This is a genomic window from Spiroplasma endosymbiont of Anurida maritima (assembly GCF_042465095.1).
Lineage (GTDB): Bacteria > Bacillota_I > Bacilli_A > Mycoplasmatales > Mycoplasmataceae.
In genome coordinates, this window is sequence record NZ_CP102059.1 from 168,085 (window position 1) to 189,020 (window position 20,936).

A 20,936-nucleotide genomic window follows, 5' to 3' on the forward strand; every position below is an offset into this window, starting at 1 on the left:
ATTAATAAAGAAGTATTTTTTAATTATTAAGTACTAAAATATATCCATTTCTAATATTTTTTAGTGAATATTTATTTGTTCAACTCGCAAACTTTCTTTCCCCTATTTTATTTTTTTGATAAAGGTATTAAAAAATCTTTATCTACTGTTTCTACCTCTATTTCAATAGAATCAGATTTTAAAAACTCTAATAAATGTTGTATTTCTTTTTGAGAAAAAAGATTGTCATTTTTTTCATAGTTTATTATTATTGCTTTTGCTAAACTTTTTCTTAAAAATTTAACTGTAGTATTATTTAAAATTTTATATTTTTTGAAAAACTTTATTTTCAAAATATTTTTTCTAATATTATGCTCTAGTTTAAAAACTATTTTTAAATAATAAACATGGAATAAAATAAATACCAATAAATTAAATAAAAATAATACAAAATTTTCATTATAAACATTTATAAAAAATGTAAACATGTTTATTAAATTAAAGAAAATTATAATTCAAATAAATGATAAAAGTGAATAAACTCTAAATAAATTAAAAGCTTTATTTCCTTCAAACATGAATGAAAATGCATATAAAAGAACAATTGTAAAAATTAAATAGTTATTTACATCAACTATTAAATAAGTCCCTTCTAAATTTAGGAAAAAACTTTTGAAAAATAAAACAAACATAATAATTACACTTAAAAAAGTTAAAAGTTTGTTTTTTAATAAAGATTTATTTTTATAATCTATTTTGAAAAAACTATAAAAATTATTTAAATATTTATATGATAAAACTAAAAAAAACAAAGTAATTACATAAATATTTAAATTATATAAAATACTATTTAGTATTAATTCAATGTTATGCATCATTTTCTTCCTCAATATTACTATTTTAATATTATAACACTTAAAATTTTATTTTAAATTATATGAATTATTAAATACTATTTAAAATAATGTAAAATAATGTTGAGGTACAAATGGACAGAAATATAATTATAAGAAAAAAAATGATGAACTTAAGAACTAAAAAGCTTAAGGGGATAATTGAAGAAGAATTTAAAAAGGCAATTATTGATAAATACGAAGAAAATGTAATTAAGCTAGAAAAAGACTTTATTTTATTAAAATTTGGAAAATTTGGATTCGAAATAGTCAAAAGTTTAGCAGATAATAAATATTGAATTAATTCAATCATTTTTATAGAACCATTTGATCCAAAAAGTCCTAAATTTAAACAAAATTGAATTGGTAATTCTGTATTATCTTATGGATTTGAAAAAGTTGAAGAAGTTTTAGATAAATTGGAAAATCTGGTTATGTTTGGCGGGCCAAGCACACCAGAAAGAGATTATATGTTCAATTGAATTGAAGAAAAACACAGAATAATTTTAGATTGAGAACCAGAAAAAATGACATATACTGAATATGATAATTTTAGAAAATGGTTTGAAAAAAATCGTATAAGAATAATGACAAAACAAAAAGATGTTAAAGATAGCGAAGATTATAATAGTGCAAAAAGAACAGCTTTTACAATTATCATGTCTAAAATTAAAGAAAAACCAAAAAGACCAAATTCAATGAGTGTAAAAATATTTAAAGACCCAGAGCTTGTGGATAAATTAGATTACACTAAATGAAAATATATTGTGGGATTTTTATTTACTGATGACTAATATACAGTACATTAATTCAACATCTAATTTACAGATTAAAGAATGGGTTAAGATTCAAAATAAAAAGTCTCACAGAGACAAATCTGGGTTATTTTTTATTGAAGGATTTAATATTGTGTTATTAGCTATTCAAAAAAATAATTTAGAATCGTTAATAACAACTCAAGAAATATTTGATGGGCTAAACAGTAAATATGATTTAACAAACATAAAAAAAATATTTATTATAAATAGAATTGTGGCTGAAAAAATATCTTTAACTAAAACAAGCCAAATGATTTATGGTTTTTCACATATTCAAGAAAGTAATTATAATAAGGATTATTCTAGTATTATTTTGGATGGAGTTCAAGAACCAGGGAATATGGGCACAATTATTAGAACAGCTATAGCTTTTGGTTTCAAAAACATTTTTTTAGCAAATAACTGCGTTGATCCTTATAACGATAAAGTTATTAGATCGACTCAAGGAGCTATTTTTGATGTTAATATTATATTTGACAATGACTTAGAACATTGTAGAAAAATAAAAGAAGAAAATCCAAGCAAACTTTTTATTAGTACATATCTTAATACGGAGTTTGAATCATTAGAAGATTTAAACTTAAATAATATAAAAAAAGAAAATGTATTTTTAGGTTTTGGAAACGAAGGAAATGGAATGGATTTAAAATTCAAAGATTTATTTCATAAAAACATTAATATTGTTATAGAAAATATTGAATCATTAAATGTTTCGCAAGCTGCAACAATTGTTATGTATAAAGTAAAGGAAAAATATGTATAGATATAAAAATGCTAAATTTATAACATCAGCTGCTGCTAAAAAAGGTTGAATTGAAGATGAAATGCCGGAAATTTGTTTTATAGGTAAAAGTAATGTTGGTAAATCAACATTACTAAATGCTTTGACTAACCAAAAAAAACTTGCAAAAACATCACAACAACCCGGGAAAACTCGTTTGCTTAATTTTTTTGAAATAAATAATGGTGAGCTTAGATTTGTAGATGCCCCAGGTTATGGTTATGCATCAATAAATAACGAGATGAAAGATTCTTTTAAAGTAATGATGGATGAGTATATCAACGGAAGAGATAATTTAAAATTAATATGTCTTTTAATTGATATGAGACATACACCCACAAAAGATGATGTTCAAATGTATGAGTATTTAAAATATTATAAATTACCGGTTTTATTAATTGGTACAAAATTAGACAAATTAAAAAAGAATGATATTAAGAAAAATGCAAAAATCATTCAAGAAAAATTAAAACTACATAAAGAAGATGATTTTATTCAAACTTCAAGTAGTAAAAAAACAAATATAGAAAACTTATGAAATATTTTAGGAGAAAAACTTAATCTAACATAATATCAACTAAGACACTATTGATAATTTCATAACCTCTTGTAGTACACTTTAGTGTACTATTTTTTAATTCTAATAAGCCAAGGTCAACTTGTTTCATTATATTTGCTTTATAAAGTTCAAAAGCTTTTTCTCCATCTTTAACTTCTTTTAAGTTAATACCTTCAACCATTCTTAATCCCATCATAAATATTTGAAAATAATAATCTTTAACTTCAACTGGTAAAATCTTTGTACTTCAGTTTGCATAACTTCGAGAATTTTCAATTAAAAATACATTGGTAATGTCAAAATTATTAAACCCAGTTGCTCCAGGTCCGATTGGAAAAAAGGCCTTATTAGATCAATAACAAATATTATGTTTTGATCTTTTTTTNNTATTATCTAATACATAATTTGAAACTTCATATCTTTTGTAATTTAACTTTTGTAAAAAAGCATTAATCTTTTCATCATAATGAACATCGTTTCCAGGTAATTTTACTTTTGTTTTTCCTCATACAGAGTTCTCTTTAAGAACTAATGAATATCAACTAATATGATCTGGATTTAATTGCTTAACCATTTTTAAATCATTATCAATATGATGATCTTCTTGGCCATATAAATTATAAATTAAGTCAAAAGAAATATTATCAAAACCAACTTTTCTCGCTAATTTATATCCCTCTTCCACTTGATTAACTGTGTGCTTACGATTTAATTTTTTTAAAAGCTCATCATCAAATGTTTGTACACCAATTGATAAACGATTAATACTGTTATCTTTTAATATTAATAATTGGCTTTCAGTAATTCTTTCTGGATTTAACTCAATTGTGTACTCTTCTAGGTTGGTTAAATCGAAATTATTTTTAATTAACTGTAATACAAGGTTCAGTTCGCTATCTTTTAAACAGTTTGGTGTTCCCCCACCAATGTAAATTGTTTTTAAATTAAATTTTTGATTTTGTTTGGCTTCTAGTACAGATTTTTCAAAATCTACTAAAAACTCTTCTACCATTTCCCCTTTTGTTTTTTTAATTTTAAAAAAATCGCAATAAAAACAAATGTTATCACAAAAAGGAATATGGATGTATAAATGTTCGTACATATGTCTCCCAAAATAAAAGATAAAAACTTATGTTTTTATCTTGAAAATAATCTTCCTAAAACCGGAATTCCTTTTCCACTTCTTCTTCTTCTAATAATTAATCAAGGAATAGTAATTAGTAAAGTTACAATAATTATAAAACAAATAAAAACAATTAAACAAGTTTTATTTGTACGTTTTCTTAAAGCATCTAATTCTTGTTGGTCAACAATTTGATAACCATAATAGCCAATAATATTTGCTTTTCTTTTTTTTGTTACAACAATGTTTCCGATGTGAGCTGCCAACATTGAAATTAAAATTATAATATTAACTGTTATTGCTGTTGTTAACTCCGCAACAGTTCCTAAGTTTCAAAATCCAATGTAGAAATCAACACCAGCAAAAGCGTTCAATCCATATAACAGACCTAACACTACCAATCCAAATCCATAAACTGTAAATGAAATTCAATTCATAACAACTTGGCGTTTTACCATTTTTTTGTAGTTATTAATTAAAAAATAAGGAATTGTGTGTTGACCTAAAGTTAAGTTAAACACATACTTTTTAGCCTCTGCTCTTATTCTTTTTAGTTCAAAGGTTCCAATTAGGAATATAGCTAAAAANNAGATAATTAAACCAATAATTGTTAAAAATGCATTCGGAATATAGCCAACACTTATCCCAATAATCATAGTGGCACTTGTTTCTTTAGCATAAAAGAATAAAGCGATAAACATAATCATAATTGCTGATAATACACTCCCCATAAATATCATTAATGAAGCACGTAGTTTTTCCGCTTTTATTTCTTTAGCAATAGCTCTCGGAATTCTTTCTCCCGACATTTCACTCATATATCTTTTACCGAATTTGTCGTTAAATTTATATCGCTCTTGTTTTTGTTGATTTACAAGTGATGTATTAGAAAATCCTTGATTTTGAACTTCACCATAACCACTAACAATTGGTTGTGCTGGGACATTATATGGTTGTGGGACATTGCCATTAATATTTTGTTGATTAACAATATTATTATTCATTGGTTGTTGGTAATTTTGATTAAATTGATTGCTTATCATTGGGTTTTGCATTTGTTGTTGGTAATTTGGTGGATTTATACCATTGTTATTAATTGATTGTTGAAACCCTTGATTTTGGTAATCCATATTATTATTATTCATTGGTTGTTGGTAGTTTTGATTAAATTGATTGCTTATCATTGGGTTTTGCATTTGTTGTTGGTAATTAGGTTGACCATTTTCATTAAACTCATGGCGAAACCCTTTAAAATCATTAAAGTTTGGTCTTTGGTAATTATTGTTTTGTGAATAATTATATCCATTATCATGGTTGTAATATGATTGTTGATTATTGTTGTTATTAAAATTATTTTGTGGCGGTACTTGGTTTTTATATAATTCATTTTCTACATTTCATTGATTAGAGTTACTTGGATTGTTAACAAAACTATTTCCTTTATTTTTATCATAAAAATCATCAATGCTTTTAAATTGATTTTGTTTATAATCATTATTTGGTTTAATTAAGCCTTGATTATTTGCATTATTAGAATTAGTGTTTTGATTACCACCATTAGCAGTATTATTTTGATTTTGTTGGTTATTATTTTGTTCTTTATCCATTGCAATGTTTTTTAAGCTATCTAATATCCCCATAATTACCCCCAGATTTTAATATTATTTGTTACTGCTTCTAACTAGTTCGATTTCCTTTTCAATCTCCATAATTAGTTCATTAAATTCATTCTTATCTTTTATTGATCTTGCTTGTTTAATTATACTTACCTTATTTTTATTAATTTTAATAAAAGAAAAAGTAAGTAAAAAATATAACAATAACAAAACAATAGCTACTGCTAAAAAAATTCCTAAAATAAAAATTAAAGGAATATTTAAATCTAAAATTTCAATATTAAACATTAGCAATACACTTCCCTTTATTTTAGATATTATATTTCTTATTATACCATATTTAGAAATAATATTTTAGGGGTAAGATTAGCTACTCTTTTACAACAATTTTGGACTTTACTTTTTTCAAGAATGAATTTTTTAAGACATTATTAATTTTTGGTAACATTTCTTTGTGATAATTTAAGTATTCAGCAACAACATAAGTTCCCAAATAAAATCAAATAACAGCAGCACTTAATGTAACAATAAACGCAACTAACATTAAGATTGAAAAAACATCGTATAAAGTATGAATGATTGATAAATTTTCACTGTAGTTAACTGTGGCATCCTTAAACCTAAAAATTCCCACTCCACGATATTCCATTAACATTGTGACAATTTTAAATATTGCTTGTGTACCATATATTACAATTAACAATAAATTAAACACTGGTTTTTTATGACCTGCTCTTATTTGTCAATCCAAACAAAGTGCTATAATTCCTGAGATACATAATGTAAATCCACAAGTGGCTAAAAATTGTACTAAAAAGAAAACATACTTATTATCAATCATAGCTCCAATTGCAAAAGCAAACATTGCTATTACAAGGCCTGAACCAAATGTGTATTTAACACCTATTTTTTTAAAAAGTCAGGTACAAGCAAAAAATGATAAGAATATTTCCGGAATAATAAACAAGAATGAATTAAAGCGCAAAATTTGATCAATAAATAAACCGTTTTGATTATCATTATAGAAAAATTGTCCAATATAAAATTGCATAAAATTAGATTGCATAATTTCTTTAAATAAAACAACTAAAACAGCTAGAACATACATAATAATAACTTTTTTTCAGCTAAATTTTTCTAACACACTTAATTCAGCTTCTTCAAAATCATCATGAGTGTCTTCTTGTGAACCATAAAATATATATAAACCAAAAGAACAAAGTAGCACTATTAAGGCAAATAATAAAATAATAAAATTTTGTCATTCCACAGGAATATTAATAGAAGCTTCCTTAATAACATTTAAACTAGTAATTGATGAAAAAATAGCTAATGATATTAAAGGCGCTATAAAAGCCACAGTTCTAAATGGATATAACTGCTTTGTATAATTCTTATTGAAATATAAATAATTGTTACTTCTTAATGAAATACCTGCTCCAATTAAAATAATCATAATAATAGCAATGCTCATGTGAGCAATGAACATTCCTAAAATAACAATAAAAATCAATGTTGCATATATAACCATGTTAGTTATTTTTAGACCCTTATTAGTTCTTAAAAACTTAATAGATTGTAGTGGTAAAAAAACCAAAGCACAATAAAGCGTTCCTGTTGTTAAAAAGATTATTGTGGATGTTTGCACGATTGTAAAATNTATATTTTTCAAAAATCCCATTACCCCAAAATTTGTGTCACTCATAAATGTTAATGCAAATCATAATAAAAATATTTGCAATAAATTAGTAAGTAATCCTCTTTTTTTGGTAACTAAATTAGATTTCTTAATCAAAAAATAATAGCCTACCAGTAAGGCTATCACTATTAATGGATATAATATATAAACATCTCATGTATTTTTCATTTAATTCCTTTTGTTGTTACATTTTATCGGCAACAGCAATTCCGAGTAATTTAAATGCATTTTTTAACACTTGATAAATAGCTGAAATTAAAGTAACTCTGCTAGCAGAAACTTCAATATTTTTGCNATCTAAAATTTTAGTCTCATTATAATATGAGTGTAAATTTCTTGCTAAATTTTGTACATACTCACACATAATGTGTGGGTGACGATTGTCCCCCGCCGCTTTAATATAACTTGCAAATAAATCTAACTCATTTATGATTGCAAGTTCTTTTTCAGTTTTTAAATTTTTAAAATCTTTCTTTTTAACATCAATTCCAAAGTTTTTAGCATTGTTTAAAATTTGTGAACATCTAGCTGTCGCATATTTTGCATAAAATACTGGATTTTTTGCTGATTGGTTTTCGAATAAATCCACATCTATTTCCATATGGCTTTGTGGTGATTTTGAAATTAACATATAGCGAATAGGATCAGCACCGTAGTCTTCAATTAAATCTTGAAGTCAAACTGCAGTTCCTTTACGTTTACTCATTTTAAATTCTGCCCCATCTTTAATTAAACGCACCATTTGAATCATTACAACCTCTAAATCAGTTTTATCAATACCAATTTTCTTTAAAGAACCAGAAATTCTTAAAATATAACTGTGGTGATCTGCGCCGAAAAAATTAACCATGTGATCTGGTTTAGTTCTTTCGTATCTTACACTGTGCCCAGCAATATCTGGTAGTAAATATGTGTATGAACCATCAGATTTAACTAAAACACGGTCTTTATCATCACCAAACTCTGTAGTTTTTAATCAAAGAGCATTGTCTTTTTCATAAGTTGCATCATTTTCAGCTAGTTTCTTTAAAACATTATCAATAACTTTGTTTGTATACATTGCTTTTTCTGATGAATAGTGATCAATTGGTACATTAAAATCTTTTAATTGTTGGCTTATTTCTTTTAAGAAATGTTTAACAGAAATCTCTCTAAAAAATTCATGAGTTTTTTCATCTGACAATTTATTGCTTTCAGTTACTGAAAGACCTTTAAATTTATCTCCATGTTCTTTAATAATTGTTTTTGCAAAATCATTATACATAACACCAGCATAAGACTCTTCTAAACTAAACTTCTCTAAACCTAACTCTTCTAAATATGCATTATAAACAGAAATAGCTAAAATGTTTATTTGATTCCCAGCATCATTAACATAATATTCATATTCTACATCATGACCTAATGCTTTAAAAATTTCCCCAACGCTGTTAGCAACAGCCGCATTTCTTGCGTGCCCCACGTGTAAGAACCCAGTTGGATTTGCTGAAACTAACTCCAAATTGTATTTTAAATTTGTTTTTGGAAAATTCCCATATTTATCTGCTAATTTAAAAATTTGATTTAATACATTATCTAANNTGCTTTTTTTTGTTAAAAGAAAATTTAAAAATCCTGGCCCAGCAATCTCTATTTCTTTAATTATTTTATCTTTATCATTTTTAAGAACAAAATCTTTAATTTCTTGTGCTAATTCTCTTGGGTTTTTCTTCAATAATTTTGCTAAAATCATTGCAACATTTGTCGTTAAATGAGCATTAACTTTTGCATTTGGTTTTTCTAAAATAACTTCTTCTGATAAATTATTTTTAGTTAAAAATTTTTGAATAATTTCCTTAATTATTATAATATTATGATTCATCTTTACCTCTTATTAAAATATACTTTTATATTATTATACAAAAATAAATTAATCTTTTCACATATAATTAGAAAAAATAAAAAAATCCTTAATTACTTAGGATTTTTTTTAAGTTTATGTAGTCTTTTTTAGTTTCGCAATATAAAATCCATCTGTATTATCTTCAAAACCAAATTTTTGTTCTTCAAATAATAATTCAAAATCTTTATTTTCCGCTAAAAACTTAGTTATAATATCATGGTTTTCTAACTTGTTTATAGTACAAGTCGAATAAACAATTATGCCATCTTTTGCTAATAGCTTTTTAGCATTATTTAATAAATCTATTTGAATAATGCTTAAAAGTTTTTTATCTGATATATTTCCAATATTGTATTTTATTTCTGGTTTTCTTTTAATAACACCATAACCAGAGCACGGAGCATCAATCAAAATTTTGTTGTATTTAACATCACTAACAATTTTAGCACTATCAGCCACATTTAATTTTGCATTTTTAATGCCTAACTTTTTGAAATTTTCTTCAACTAAAAATGATCTTGATGTTGAAATATCATAACAAGTTAAGTTTCCGTTATCGTTTAATAATTGGGCGATATAACTGGCTTTCCCACCTGGAGCTGTACACATGTCTAGAACTTTGTCTTCTGTACTTATTTCCAAAAATTCTACAACCTTTGCACTCATTTCATCTTGTAAATAAATTAAGCCATTTTTATGCATTTCTGAATTTACTAAAGGTAATTTTGAAATAAACACATTTTTAGCAATTGCGCTTGGAACAAAATGTCATTCTGGAAATTTTTCTAAAAAATCTTCAACCGAAATTCTCAAAGTATTAACACGGAATGAAATTTTTGGTGTTGTTGTGTTATCTATTACAAAACTATTAATTTCTGAAACTTTATCACTGTACTGCTTTATTAAAAGATTATATAAATCTTTTGGAAAAGAATATCTTAATAAAAATTCTTCTTCATTAACAATATTATTGGGATCATAGCTTTCATTATGAATATTTGGGTTCTCTAATGAAACCATTTTCTTTAATGTGGCATTAACAAAACCACTTAATTTAACATTAATTGATTTTGCAATATGAACAGCCTCATACACTATTGCGTATTCAGGAATTCTGTCACAAAATAAAAATTGATACAAACTCATTCAAAATAAAATTTTAATTTTCATGTTTGTTTTTTCGGGATTGATATATTTGCTAACAATATTTTCTAAATATAATTTATTTTGAATTGTACCTAAGACAATTCTAACTAACAAACTTTTATCTTTGTTATTATCAATTTTATTAATGTTCTCTTTTATAACGAGGTTAGAAAAGTTCTTCTTTTGCAATATTTCTACAATCAACTTATGTGATAACTGTCTTATATTATTCATATTTATACCTTAGTACTTTCAATTTTGTTATTTTATACTATGCCCCCTCCAGAACTGTTTCTGTCTGACATTTCACTTGTAATAATTCTTTCAATTTCTAATGCAGCTTGTTCAACTGTATTATTTACAACAACATAATCATAGTTAACTTGTTGCGGAATTTCTTCTTTTGCTTTCGCAAGACGTGCTTCAATAATATCTTCTGATTCACTTCTACGATCACGAATTCTTTGTTCAAGTTCTTTTAAACTTGGAGGAACTAAAAAGATTGATAATGAGTTTGGGTCACGACGCATAACTTGGTTTGCTCCATGAACTTCTATTTCTAAAAGAACATTTTTACCCTTTTTAATTTGTTCTTGACAATAATCTCTTGGTGTTCCGTAATAGTTCCCAACAAATCTTGTGTACTCTAATAAATTATCATTTTCAATATCTTTTTTAAATTCATCTTTTGAAACAAAAAAGTAATCTTTTCCTTCAACTTCGCCTTCTCTTTTTTCTCTAGTTGTTTTTGAAACTGAATATTCTAAATTTAATTCTTCGTTTTTAAATATTTTTTTACATATTGTCCCTTTACCAACTCCTGATGGGCCAGATATTATTAATAAAAATCCTTCTTTTTTCTTCATATTATTCTTCTCTCCTTAACAAATATAATGTTTTATTTTTATATTTTTTTAACTGTAATAACTTTAAACCTTTATTGTAATATTTTGTAAAATCTAATTCTATTTCAGATTCACACATTACAATTCCATATTGATTTAAGATATCTGAAGATAACACATAATCTAATGTATTATAGTAAAAATCAATATTTTTAAATGGCGGGTCTAACAATAATAAATCTATTCCAATATTATTGTTCTTAAAAAAACTTAATAAATCTAAATAATCAAAATTAGTTATTTGATAAGATGACTCATCAATAATTCTGGTGTTTGTTTTTATAATATTTGTAACATCTAAACTTTTATCGTTTAAATAACAAAATTTTATTCCTCTTGATAAAGATTCTAATCCTAATTGCCCGCTCCCAGAAAATATATCTACGGCTACTTTATTTTCATAAATAAAATAATTGTTCAATATATTAAAAGCGTCTACTTTAATTCTTTGCAACATCGGCCTTGTGTTCATTGAATCGATTGTTTTTAATACTAGACCTTTATATTTACCGCTAATTATTTTCATTTCTACCTTCAATATCTTTCTTAATTATACAATATTAAATAAAAAAAATATTAAAAATTGCATGTGCTATAATATTTTATGAACATTTAAGGAGATTATATGAGTAATAAGCAATTTTTAGGAACACCAAGTAAAGAATGATTGGTTTTTGATGATCAAAAATCTATAAGAGAAAAATCACAAGACGTAAGTTTTCCATTAAATAAAGAAGATAAATATATTATGGATAAATTAATAGAATTTGTGGTTTTTTCTCAAGACCCAGTTTTAAACGAACAAAGCGTTGTTAGGCCAGCCGTTGGACTAGCAGCACCACAAATTGGAGCTAACATAAACATGTATTATATTAGATTTCAAGAAGAACTAGATGATGGTTCAATTGAGATTACAGAACACGCTTTAATAAACCCTGTAATAACTGGTTTTAGTAAACAATTAGCTTGTATTGAGGAAGGTGAAGGTTGTCTAAGCGTAAGACAAGATCACAAAGGATTTGTTCCAAGATGCCAAAAAGTAATAATTGAAGGATATGATTATTTACAAGAAAAACAAGTTAAAGTAATGGCTAGAAATTATCAAGCAATTGTTTTTCAACATGAACAAGAACATTTAATTGGTAAATTATATTACGATCACATAAATAAAAAAGAACCATATAAAAATGATGAGTATATTATTTTATAAAAAGAATGATGTATATAGATAAAATTACATGCTATAATATTTGTAATTAATTTAATTGTGCTTTTAAAGATCATAATAGTAATTTACATATGATAATTCAAAATAATAAAACTAAATAACTTTTTGCACAAATGGAAGGTATAATGGAAAATTTAAATAACATGGCACAAAATGTGTCAACTAAAGTATTTGCTCTTGGGGGCTTAGAAGAAGTCGGGAAAAATACTTATTGTATAGAACATGATCAAGAGATCATAATTTTAGATGCGGGAGTAAAGTTCCCAAACTCAAGTTTATTAGGTGTAGAAGCTGTAATCCCTGATTACACACACTTAAAAGAAAATGAAGAAAAAATTAAGGGATTATTAATTACTCATGGTCATGAAGATCATATTGGTGGTATCCCCTATTTATTAAGACAAGTTAAAATACCAATAATTTATGCTCCAAGATTAGCAGCAGCTTTAATTAGAGATAGATTAAAAGAACATAAATTGTCACATTTAACAATTATTAAAGAAGTTAGTGATAACTCATTAGTTTCTACTAAAAACTTTAAAATAAAATATTTTGCTGTTAATCACTCAATTCCTGATGCGTTTGGAATAGCTGTTGATACTCCTAATGGTAAGGTTGTTAGTACTGGAGATTATAAATTCGATTGAACTCCTTTAGGCCATAATGCTGATGTTGAAAAAATGGCACAGTTTGGAAAAGAAGGTGTTACATTATTATTAGCTGATAGTACAAATGCTGAAGTTCCTGGATATACTCCAACTGAAACTGAAATTATTTCAAATATTGAAAAAATATTCTTAAAAGCAAAAGGACGTATCTTTGTAACTACATTTGCATCAAACGTTCATAGAATTCAACACATAGTTGAATTAGCAAGTAAATACGATCGTAAAATTATTGTTTTTGGAAGAAGTTTAGAACGTATTATTAAAATAATTCGTGAAATGGGACATTTAAAAATTGCTGATAAATCATTTATTAAACCAAATGAAGCACAAAAATTCGAAGATAGTCAAATTTTAATTTTAGCAACTGGTAGTCAAGGTGAAGCATTAGCTGCTTTATCAAGAATTGCTAATAAACGTCACCAACATATTTCAATTAAAAAAACAGATACAGTTGTCTTTTCGAGTTCAGCTATTCCTGGAAATAAAGCTGATGTTGAACAAGTTGTTAACCGTTTAGCTAAAAGTGGTGCTAAAGTTATTGAAAACTCACCAGAAAACTTGATTCATACATCAGGTCACGCTTCACAAGAAGAACAAAAATTATTATTTACTTTATTAAAACCAACATTCTTTATGCCAATGCATGGAGATTATAGAATGTTAAAACAACACGGAGAAACTGCTAACAGTGTAAACGTTAAAAAAGAAAATGTCTTTGTCTGTGCAAATGGTGATCAAATTGAATTACTAAACGGAACTGCTAAAGTTGAAAAAAGAGTTCCAGCTGATCCAGTTTACGTTGATGGAAAAGATTTATCAGGTCAAACAACAGCTATTGTAAGAGATCGTGAAATTTTATCAAAAGATGGGTTAATTGCAGTTATCATTTCAATTGATTCTCAAACAAATACCCTTCTATCAACTCCAAGAATTATTTCTCGTGGAAGCTTTTATGTAAAACAATCAGGTTATATAATTGCTGAATCTATTAGAATCACAAAAGAAGTTGTTAACCAAACCTTAAAAGGACCTAAACCCACTTTCAGTTCTTTAAAAAATGGTATTAAACAATCTTTATCTCCTTTTATCTATCGTTATAAAAAGAGAAACCCACTAATAATTCCAGTTATCTTAAATAAAAAATAAACCTCGCGGTTTATTTTTTTGATTATATTTAATTATAATTTAACGTTTTCAAATATTGTTCTAAAAATATCTTCCAAAACATTAACAACAATTGAATTTCCTGCTAAGCCACTAATTTTCGAATCTGTTATACCTGTATGTAATAAATTATAATAGTCAGCTTCCTCAAACCCCATTAACATTAAATTTTCTTTACCTGTTAAATATTTAACAAAATATTCCTTTTCAGATTGGTTTAGAATTTTTAATCTAGAGTTTTCTCCACTAAATGTTATTGTAGGAATAAAATTATGGTTAATTCCTGTAACAATATTTGCTTGTGCAAAAGTTGGGTACACTCCTAAATTTTTAAACTTTTCACCCAAAGGATCTAATATTTCTTTTTCCAATATTTGCCTTTGAATTGCTTTTATATATTGCTCTTCTCTGTTAACACTTTTTAGGTTTTCAAAATCTATAAAATCTTTAAATGGTTTACAACTATCTCTTTTGAAAATTTTAGTATTTTTGTCCATTGTGTTATCCAAATTATCTAGTATTGAAATTAAAAAATATCTTTCTCGTGTTTGGGGCACGCCATGATCAATAGCATTTTCTATAAATTCATATGAATTATAACCAATATTTTTTAAATCATTTATGTATTTATTCAAACTTTCAACATGTTTTTTACTTTTAATAGCTTTCACATTTTCCATAAGAAGTATTTTTGGTAATTTATTAAGACTTTTAAACTCAATTAAAATTCTTTTTATATGCCACAAAAGACTGCTTCTTGTATTAGATTCTTCACTCATCCCAGCACCTCTTCCTGCAATGCTTAAATCTTGACAAGGAAAAGAATATGTTAATAAGTCTACATTTTTGTTAATATCTACTGCTTTGACTTTTGTTATATCTCCCAAATTGTTAATGTTTTTATTTGCTTCATATAGTTTATCAATAAATAAATTTGATAATTTGTCAATATTTTTTAAAGGGTTTTTNNTTGAATCTTTAGAAAAGGTAAAATTTTTTAAGTAATCAATTTTATTTTGCAAACTTATACTTGCATCTTTTTTATTAATATCTTTTTTATGAATAGCATTATAGCCGATTATTGCTTCTGTATACCATTCACTAGTATACACAACATCAAAATCTTTTATAACACTTTTATTTTTCAAATTGCTCAGAGCTTTATGTTGAGCACCAATGCCGGCAAATGTCTCAAAAACATTAATTTTTATCATTTTTCACCTATTTATTTCTATTATTTTCTATAAAATATTTATAATTTTCTTTTATAAAACCATTTATTTTTTTATTTTTAATATATTTGGGTTTATCTTTGTCTTCAATAAACAATCTTTTATATCTTTTTCTTCTTCTATTTCTTTTGCTAATTGGTTGTCTCCAATTATAATATCACCTTCTGGAGTAAATGTTATAGCATCTGCATCAAAATAACCATGTGTATTTTTATCTAACATTAAGCAATTGTAAGGAGATGTAGCCTTTTCATAATTACCTTCTTTAAAACAGGAACTAAAAGAAATGATATGTGCTCTATCAGAATTTAAAACTTTTCGATTTAAATAATTTTTTGAAGAAATTGTTTTTTCATTTTTTATAAAATGTAAAACTCTATTTGAAAATGTACTTCTTAATTGGTTTTTAAATTGTGTTTCTGATAATAATTTTGAATCAAACCTACTCTTAGCTAACTCTAGCCCCTCTTTGTAATAAGCATCATTAATACTTGAACTGCTTTCAAATTGAATTTTATATTTTTCTGCTTCATCTTCATTGTGTAAAAGATCAAAATTATATATTTTAAAAATGTTTTCCAGGTTGGGAAATTTTTCAAAAAGATCATTAAAGTTATTTATATTTATAATAGTAGATTTATCACTTAAAAAATCAACTTTTTTTAATTTGTCATTAAAAAATCTACTAAAAGCATTAATAAATCTAAAAAATTTAAAATTTGAATCATCATCAATTAAATAAGGTGTGCTACTAAGGGATGTTTCTGCACCAGATGAGTTTGACCCAGTTATAAATCCTTCAAAATTTAATATTCTACATTTAAATCAATTATCTCTTATAGCTAACTTGTTAATCTTTTCCTTTTGTGCTTCTGAAATTAATTCTAATTTTTTACAATNCACAAATTTCAGATACCTTATAAGTATTAAAAATTTCATTCCTTAATTTTCATTCCGATTTTTTTGTCATTTATATCTATCTGCTTTTATTAAACAGTGATCATTTAACCTATACTTTGACGACTTTACTTCTGGATAAAAGTATACAATATTTCCTCTTTCATTGAAAAAATAATTAGCGATTCCTTTTGTTTCATATTTTGATTTTTGTTTTGAACTAAAGTTGAATGAAAATTTATAATACATAAAGTGCTCCCAGTGTTTTAAAATATTTATTTAAACATAATAATATTATTCTATCGTAAACAACACTTGTTTTTAATACATGAGGTGTGAAAAAATATTATTAAAAAAAGAAAAAAATAAACATTATAGTTTATTTTTTTCTTTTTTTAATTATTTTTAGGAGAAAATTTAAATCATGTTGAATCTTCAATTTTGTTTATTAAGCTTAATTCTTCTTTATTTATTGTAAATAAATAATTAAATTTTTTGTTTATGTTTGGAGTGTTATCTTTTATTATTATCATTAATTCTGTTTGGTAATGCTCATCATTCTTATTAACTATAACGACATCACCAAAGTTTAAACTTTCTTTATCGTTGTTTCTTGGTTCGATTATTTGCCCTTTATTTAATGCTCTTGTTAAAGGAGATCTAATCATATATTCACTTGCATCTCCTCTTCTAAAGTGTAAGTCTTTAAATAATATTTTATGTTCAATATTTGAAATATCTATTTTTGGAACTTCAAATTCTATTGTATCTCTTGTAACTTCAGCTAATTCTTTTAACTCTTCGTCTGTTGCAAATTCATTACCTATTAAAATATCAGTTATATATCCAGAAGCTCAAAGTTCTTTTGCTTGGGCTGATATTGACATATTTCTATGTTTTTCCATAGTTGGCAATTCTAAAACTTGTGTTTTTTGGGGCCCATAAATACCATGGTGACTACCAACAAATGCACTAACTTTTATTCCCATATCATAATATTTTTTACTAGTTCGGTTAAAAAATTCCTCGCTTAATCCTGTTAATTGTTGTGGATAAAAGTTGTGGCAAGCCGAAATCTTGTGTTTTATCGGTTTAAAATCTAATAAATTTTGAGCAAATGAATCATCTATGCTGGCATTTATTTGAATATCAATACCTACCTTATGTGTAATAATTGACAGTTGAACTGGTAATAATGGTGTGTCGATTCTTAAACAATCTACATCCATATTTTTGAAAATCTTTAATTCATAAATATTCTCTTTAAGAACATCTAGTGTTTGAGTAGATATGTCTACACAAACATAAAATTTTAATTTTTTGGCTTGTTTTATAATTTTCTTAAAATTACTTAAATTATTTTTTACTTCTTCTTTAGAAAGGTGTAAAAACGACATGAATAGTTGATTATATCCATAATCAGATGCTTTTTTTAAGTATTCTATGTGTTTTTCTAATGTTGAAAACTCTGGGTATATAGATATACCTATATTTTTTTTATACATATTCCTCCTTTATTTTGTAGATAAACTAATTTTATCTTTATTTTTTAGATCGTTGCTTTTAAGTTTTAAGTTTTTTATTTCTTTTGAGAAATTAAATTCTTTTTTCTTNNTATTTAATATTTTATATTGAATTAACATTATATTTGTTGCATTTCAAAAGTTACTTAAAATTTGTTCTTTTTCATTTTCTTCTAAAGATTGAATTGTGAAAACAACTTTTTTGATTTCTTTGTTTTTTGTGCTAATTAAATTGTTTATTCCATCTAATGTTAATGTTTTTTCTATTTCTTTTAAATTATCTTTTAATTTGTTTCTTAAATCTTCATAATTTAATGATTCTATTTTTATTCTAATTTTTTCAGCTTGTTCTTTTTTGTCTTTCAACAATAACAAACGCCCTTTTTCTAAATAATTATTTGTTAATTTTTCTTCTTTTTCATTTAAAGTTAATATTTTTGTTTCAAGTTTAATTTTTGCAAGAATTGTTTTTTCTACATGTTTTATTTCTTTCATTTCATGTATTGAAAAAATATGCTTTAATTTTTTAATTTTAATTATATCTTTTTTCAACTCTTCTTCATCCATACTTATTCCTAATAGTTTTTGAGTCGCATATTTTACTTTTAAAAATCTCATAAGTTTTCTACTTTGAATGCTAATGGCAGTTTTTTCACTTATTCTTTCTTTACATAAAAGCATAGAAATTAGTATTGCCGATCCAATTGATATTAAAATTGCCACAATATATAATATTCCGTTGGTGATATTAGGCAGAGGAGCCACTAATCCGGTTGGATCATAAAGGGTATATTGGAAGAATCCTACAATTTCAAATAGTCCAAGCCCTGTTGATATTGTTCCATGAACACCAGTTGCCCCAATAAAGGAACCAGCAATAAATGCAGCTATAATACCCGCAATTAATGGTCTTCTTCTTGGTAAGTTAAATCCATATAAAATCGGTTCAGTAATACCAACAAGACCTACAGGTATTAACCCTAACATTTGTTTTCTTTCGGCAGCATTTTTTGTTACAAGTAGTAATCCAATCATAGCTCCAAGTTGAGCATAAACTGAAATTGTACCCCCTGGCCCAAACATTGCATAACCTCCATCACCAGTTGAAGCACTAACCATTGCTTGTATGATATGCACCATACCTAAAGCAAGGTGTAATCCGAAAATAACAGCGACTTGTACAATTGAGGCATAAATACCTATACCAATACCTAACGGTAATTTACCAACATAGTACATAATAACAGCTAATATTCCTTCAAGTACATTTCATAAAGGAAGTAAAATTACGTATGCTATTAAACCAGTTCCAAGTATAACAAAGAATGGTCTAAACATAATTTTTAGTGTTGGTGTTATATTTGCAACAGCTCAGTCATCAATTTTTTTNNTTGCAATAAATACTGATGTTATAATTACAAATATTTTAATACCAGCAAATGTTATTCTTATTTTTGTTAAAGTCATATTTACAATAAAGTCTAGTTCAGCGTCACCAGTAGATACTTCGCCAAAATTAATCATGACTCATTCTCCACCCATTCCTCCGGCTCCATCTAAAAATAAAGCAGGAGATGATAACACCATACCAATTACAGACCCTAAGACCATGTTAAGCTTAAAGTAGTTAGCTGCAGCTACCGCTACAGAAATACCTAGAAACATACCACTTGTCTTACCTATGGCAAACAATATAACTCAATATCATTCTGCATTTTTTAATCCTGCAGGGCCATCCATATCAGCAAAACTTAATTCCGGCATAACATCCGCCATTACCAAGAACCCTATTAAAGCTTGTATTAATCCCGCCCCAATAAAGATGATAATTATTTGTGACATAATTCCACCAAACATACTTAAGAATTGTTTAAATTTATTAACTTCTTGTTTACGTGCTTGTAAATTAAATTCTTTATCTTTTTTAGAACCATTACTATTATCTACTAAGTTACTAAACTCTTTTTTTACTTTATCAACTTCTTGACCAATAATAACTTGCAGTTCTTTTCCATTTCAAACAAACCCTTTAACCATATCAAGATCATTAATCTTGCTTGTGTCTACAGATTCTTTATTTTTAATTTTAAATCTTAATCTTGTCATACAATTATAAACTTCATCATAATTAGATTTTGTTCCAACTATATTTTCAAGAGATTGTGCTAATGAGTTATATTTATTTTTTTTATTAAAGAAAGATTGTAAGTTTAGTTTTACCGGCTTTTCTTTAATAACTTCTTGCTCTATAAAATGCATTTCAGCTATTAGTTGACCGGCCTTTACTTTACCAGTCTTTTGTAAAATATTTAATTTTCAGTTTTTAAATTCTTGAGCATTTAAAACTATTGGCGTTTCTGTAGATAAACCCTTATCTTTGATAAGATCCATATCTACTTTAACAATTTTAGAATCTAAATTTACTTTTTCTTCTTCTTTTACAAATAATTCATACCCTTTACCATTTAATGTAACTGTATCTAAACCTATGTGCATTAACAATGAAGGTGCATCTTTAAAATTAGGTTGCATAAAAATAGCGTGCTTACTATGAAATATTTGCGATATTTTTCCATTTTCAAACATTGAATAAAAAACATTCGATGTGGGTTTAATATAAATACCTTCACCTAACATTTTTTTAGAAAAAACATCGTCTTTTAAATTTTCAATTAAATTTATTTCACCATCAACAGGAGAATAAATTTTTATAACATTATTTTTTTCCATTTGGTTCCCTTTCTATGTAAATATTTTCTACTTATTTTTAAAAAAAACCTACTTTTTAAAGAGATATTAAAAATACTTTGAACATTTCAAAGT

18 protein-coding genes are annotated in these 20,936 nt (G+C 25.7%); 5 read left to right on the forward strand and 13 right to left on the reverse strand.

Translation table 4 applies throughout. The features are described from left to right. Positions 1-107: 107 nt before the first annotated feature. A complete protein-coding gene (locus NPX79_RS00915; protein ID WP_381415253.1) occupies positions 108-857 on the reverse strand; it encodes a hypothetical protein in 750 nt (249 codons plus the stop codon). Between the two features lie 110 nt (positions 858-967). Between NPX79_RS00915 and NPX79_RS00920 the strand changes: the two genes are divergently transcribed. From NPX79_RS00920 to yihA, 3 genes are read left to right on the forward strand one after another with little or no spacing between them, the layout of a single operon-like run. After that, positions 968-1,666: a hypothetical protein gene (locus tag NPX79_RS00920; protein ID WP_381415254.1), complete on the forward strand. Its 699-nt coding sequence runs from the start codon at positions 968-970 to the stop codon at positions 1,664-1,666. Beyond that, positions 1,659-2,453, forward strand: coding sequence for a TrmH family RNA methyltransferase (locus NPX79_RS00925; protein WP_381415255.1), 795 nt, complete (start codon positions 1,659-1,661; stop codon positions 2,451-2,453). Before NPX79_RS00920 ends, NPX79_RS00925 begins: the two co-directional genes overlap by 8 nt. Then, the gene (gene yihA / locus NPX79_RS00930) at positions 2,446-3,042 is read left to right on the forward strand and encodes a ribosome biogenesis GTP-binding protein YihA/YsxC (protein ID WP_381415256.1); all 597 of its coding nucleotides are present in this window, start codon (positions 2,446-2,448) and stop codon (positions 3,040-3,042) included. Before NPX79_RS00925 ends, yihA begins: the two co-directional genes overlap by 8 nt. Here the strand turns inward: yihA and hemW are convergent. The 7 genes from hemW to NPX79_RS00965 all read right to left on the reverse strand — a co-directional run bounded on the left by hemW (position 3,029) and on the right by NPX79_RS00965 (position 11,927). Further along, entirely contained in the window at positions 3,029-4,132 is a 1,104-nt protein-coding gene (hemW, locus tag NPX79_RS00935; RefSeq protein WP_381415257.1) for a radical SAM family heme chaperone HemW, read from the reverse strand. The two genes, yihA and hemW, sit on opposite strands and share 14 nt — an antisense overlap. A gap of 35 nt (positions 4,133-4,167) precedes the next feature. Then, complete coding sequence (locus NPX79_RS00940) at positions 4,168-5,793, reverse strand: MSC_0882 family membrane protein (protein ID WP_381415258.1); 1,626 nt, start codon at positions 5,791-5,793, stop codon at positions 4,168-4,170. Between the two features lie 21 nt (positions 5,794-5,814). Beyond that, positions 5,815-6,057 carry a TIGR04561 family membrane protein gene (locus NPX79_RS00945; protein ID WP_381415259.1) on the reverse strand — a complete coding sequence of 81 codons (243 nt, stop codon included), beginning with the start codon at positions 6,055-6,057 and terminating at the stop codon, positions 5,815-5,817. A 1,595-nt stretch (positions 6,058-7,652) separates the two neighbouring features. Next, a complete protein-coding gene (gene argS, locus NPX79_RS00950) occupies positions 7,653-9,329 on the reverse strand; it encodes an arginine--tRNA ligase (protein WP_381415260.1) in 1,677 nt (558 codons plus the stop codon). Positions 9,330-9,443: 114 nt separating this feature from the next. After that, positions 9,444-10,730 carry a 16S rRNA (cytosine(967)-C(5))-methyltransferase RsmB gene (gene rsmB / locus NPX79_RS00955; protein WP_381415261.1) on the reverse strand — a complete coding sequence of 429 codons (1,287 nt, stop codon included), beginning with the start codon at positions 10,728-10,730 and terminating at the stop codon, positions 9,444-9,446. A 32-nt stretch (positions 10,731-10,762) separates the two neighbouring features. After that, the gene (gene gmk, locus NPX79_RS00960; RefSeq protein WP_381415262.1) at positions 10,763-11,362 is read right to left on the reverse strand and encodes a guanylate kinase; all 600 of its coding nucleotides are present in this window, start codon (positions 11,360-11,362) and stop codon (positions 10,763-10,765) included. A 1-nt stretch (position 11,363) separates the two neighbouring features. Beyond that, positions 11,364-11,927, reverse strand: a complete 564-nt coding sequence (locus NPX79_RS00965; protein ID WP_381415263.1) for an RsmD family RNA methyltransferase — start codon at positions 11,925-11,927, stop codon at positions 11,364-11,366. Between the two features lie 99 nt (positions 11,928-12,026). On the opposite strand from NPX79_RS00965, the gene NPX79_RS00970 reads away from it, so the two are divergent. Together NPX79_RS00970 and NPX79_RS00975 are read left to right on the forward strand one after the other, a co-directional pair. Further along, entirely contained in the window at positions 12,027-12,611 is a 585-nt protein-coding gene (locus NPX79_RS00970; RefSeq protein ID WP_381415264.1) for a peptide deformylase, read from the forward strand. 143 nt (positions 12,612-12,754) lie between these two features. Then, positions 12,755-14,443: a ribonuclease J gene (locus tag NPX79_RS00975; protein ID WP_381415265.1), complete on the forward strand. Its 1,689-nt coding sequence runs from the start codon at positions 12,755-12,757 to the stop codon at positions 14,441-14,443. 32 nt (positions 14,444-14,475) lie between these two features. On the opposite strand, the gene NPX79_RS00980 is transcribed toward NPX79_RS00975, so the two are convergent. The 5 genes from NPX79_RS00980 to NPX79_RS01000 all read right to left on the reverse strand — a co-directional run bounded on the left by NPX79_RS00980 (position 14,476) and on the right by NPX79_RS01000 (position 20,843). Beyond that, complete coding sequence (locus NPX79_RS00980; RefSeq protein ID WP_381415266.1) at positions 14,476-15,675, reverse strand: DNA cytosine methyltransferase; 1,200 nt, start codon at positions 15,673-15,675, stop codon at positions 14,476-14,478. Positions 15,676-15,738: 63 nt separating this feature from the next. After that, positions 15,739-16,596 carry an MAG4270 family putative restriction endonuclease gene (locus NPX79_RS00985; RefSeq protein ID WP_381415267.1) on the reverse strand — a complete coding sequence of 286 codons (858 nt, stop codon included), beginning with the start codon at positions 16,594-16,596 and terminating at the stop codon, positions 15,739-15,741. Between the two features lie 39 nt (positions 16,597-16,635). Then, complete coding sequence (locus NPX79_RS00990) at positions 16,636-16,839, reverse strand: hypothetical protein (protein ID WP_381415268.1); 204 nt, start codon at positions 16,837-16,839, stop codon at positions 16,636-16,638. Between the two features lie 146 nt (positions 16,840-16,985). Next, on the reverse strand, positions 16,986-18,095 hold the full coding sequence (locus tag NPX79_RS00995) for a MupG family TIM beta-alpha barrel fold protein (protein WP_381415269.1): 1,110 nt from the start codon (positions 18,093-18,095) through the stop codon (positions 16,986-16,988). Between the two features lie 9 nt (positions 18,096-18,104). Beyond that, a complete protein-coding gene (locus tag NPX79_RS01000) occupies positions 18,105-20,843 on the reverse strand; it encodes a glucose PTS transporter subunit IIA (RefSeq protein WP_381415270.1) in 2,739 nt (912 codons plus the stop codon). Between the last annotated feature and the right edge of the window lie 93 nt (positions 20,844-20,936).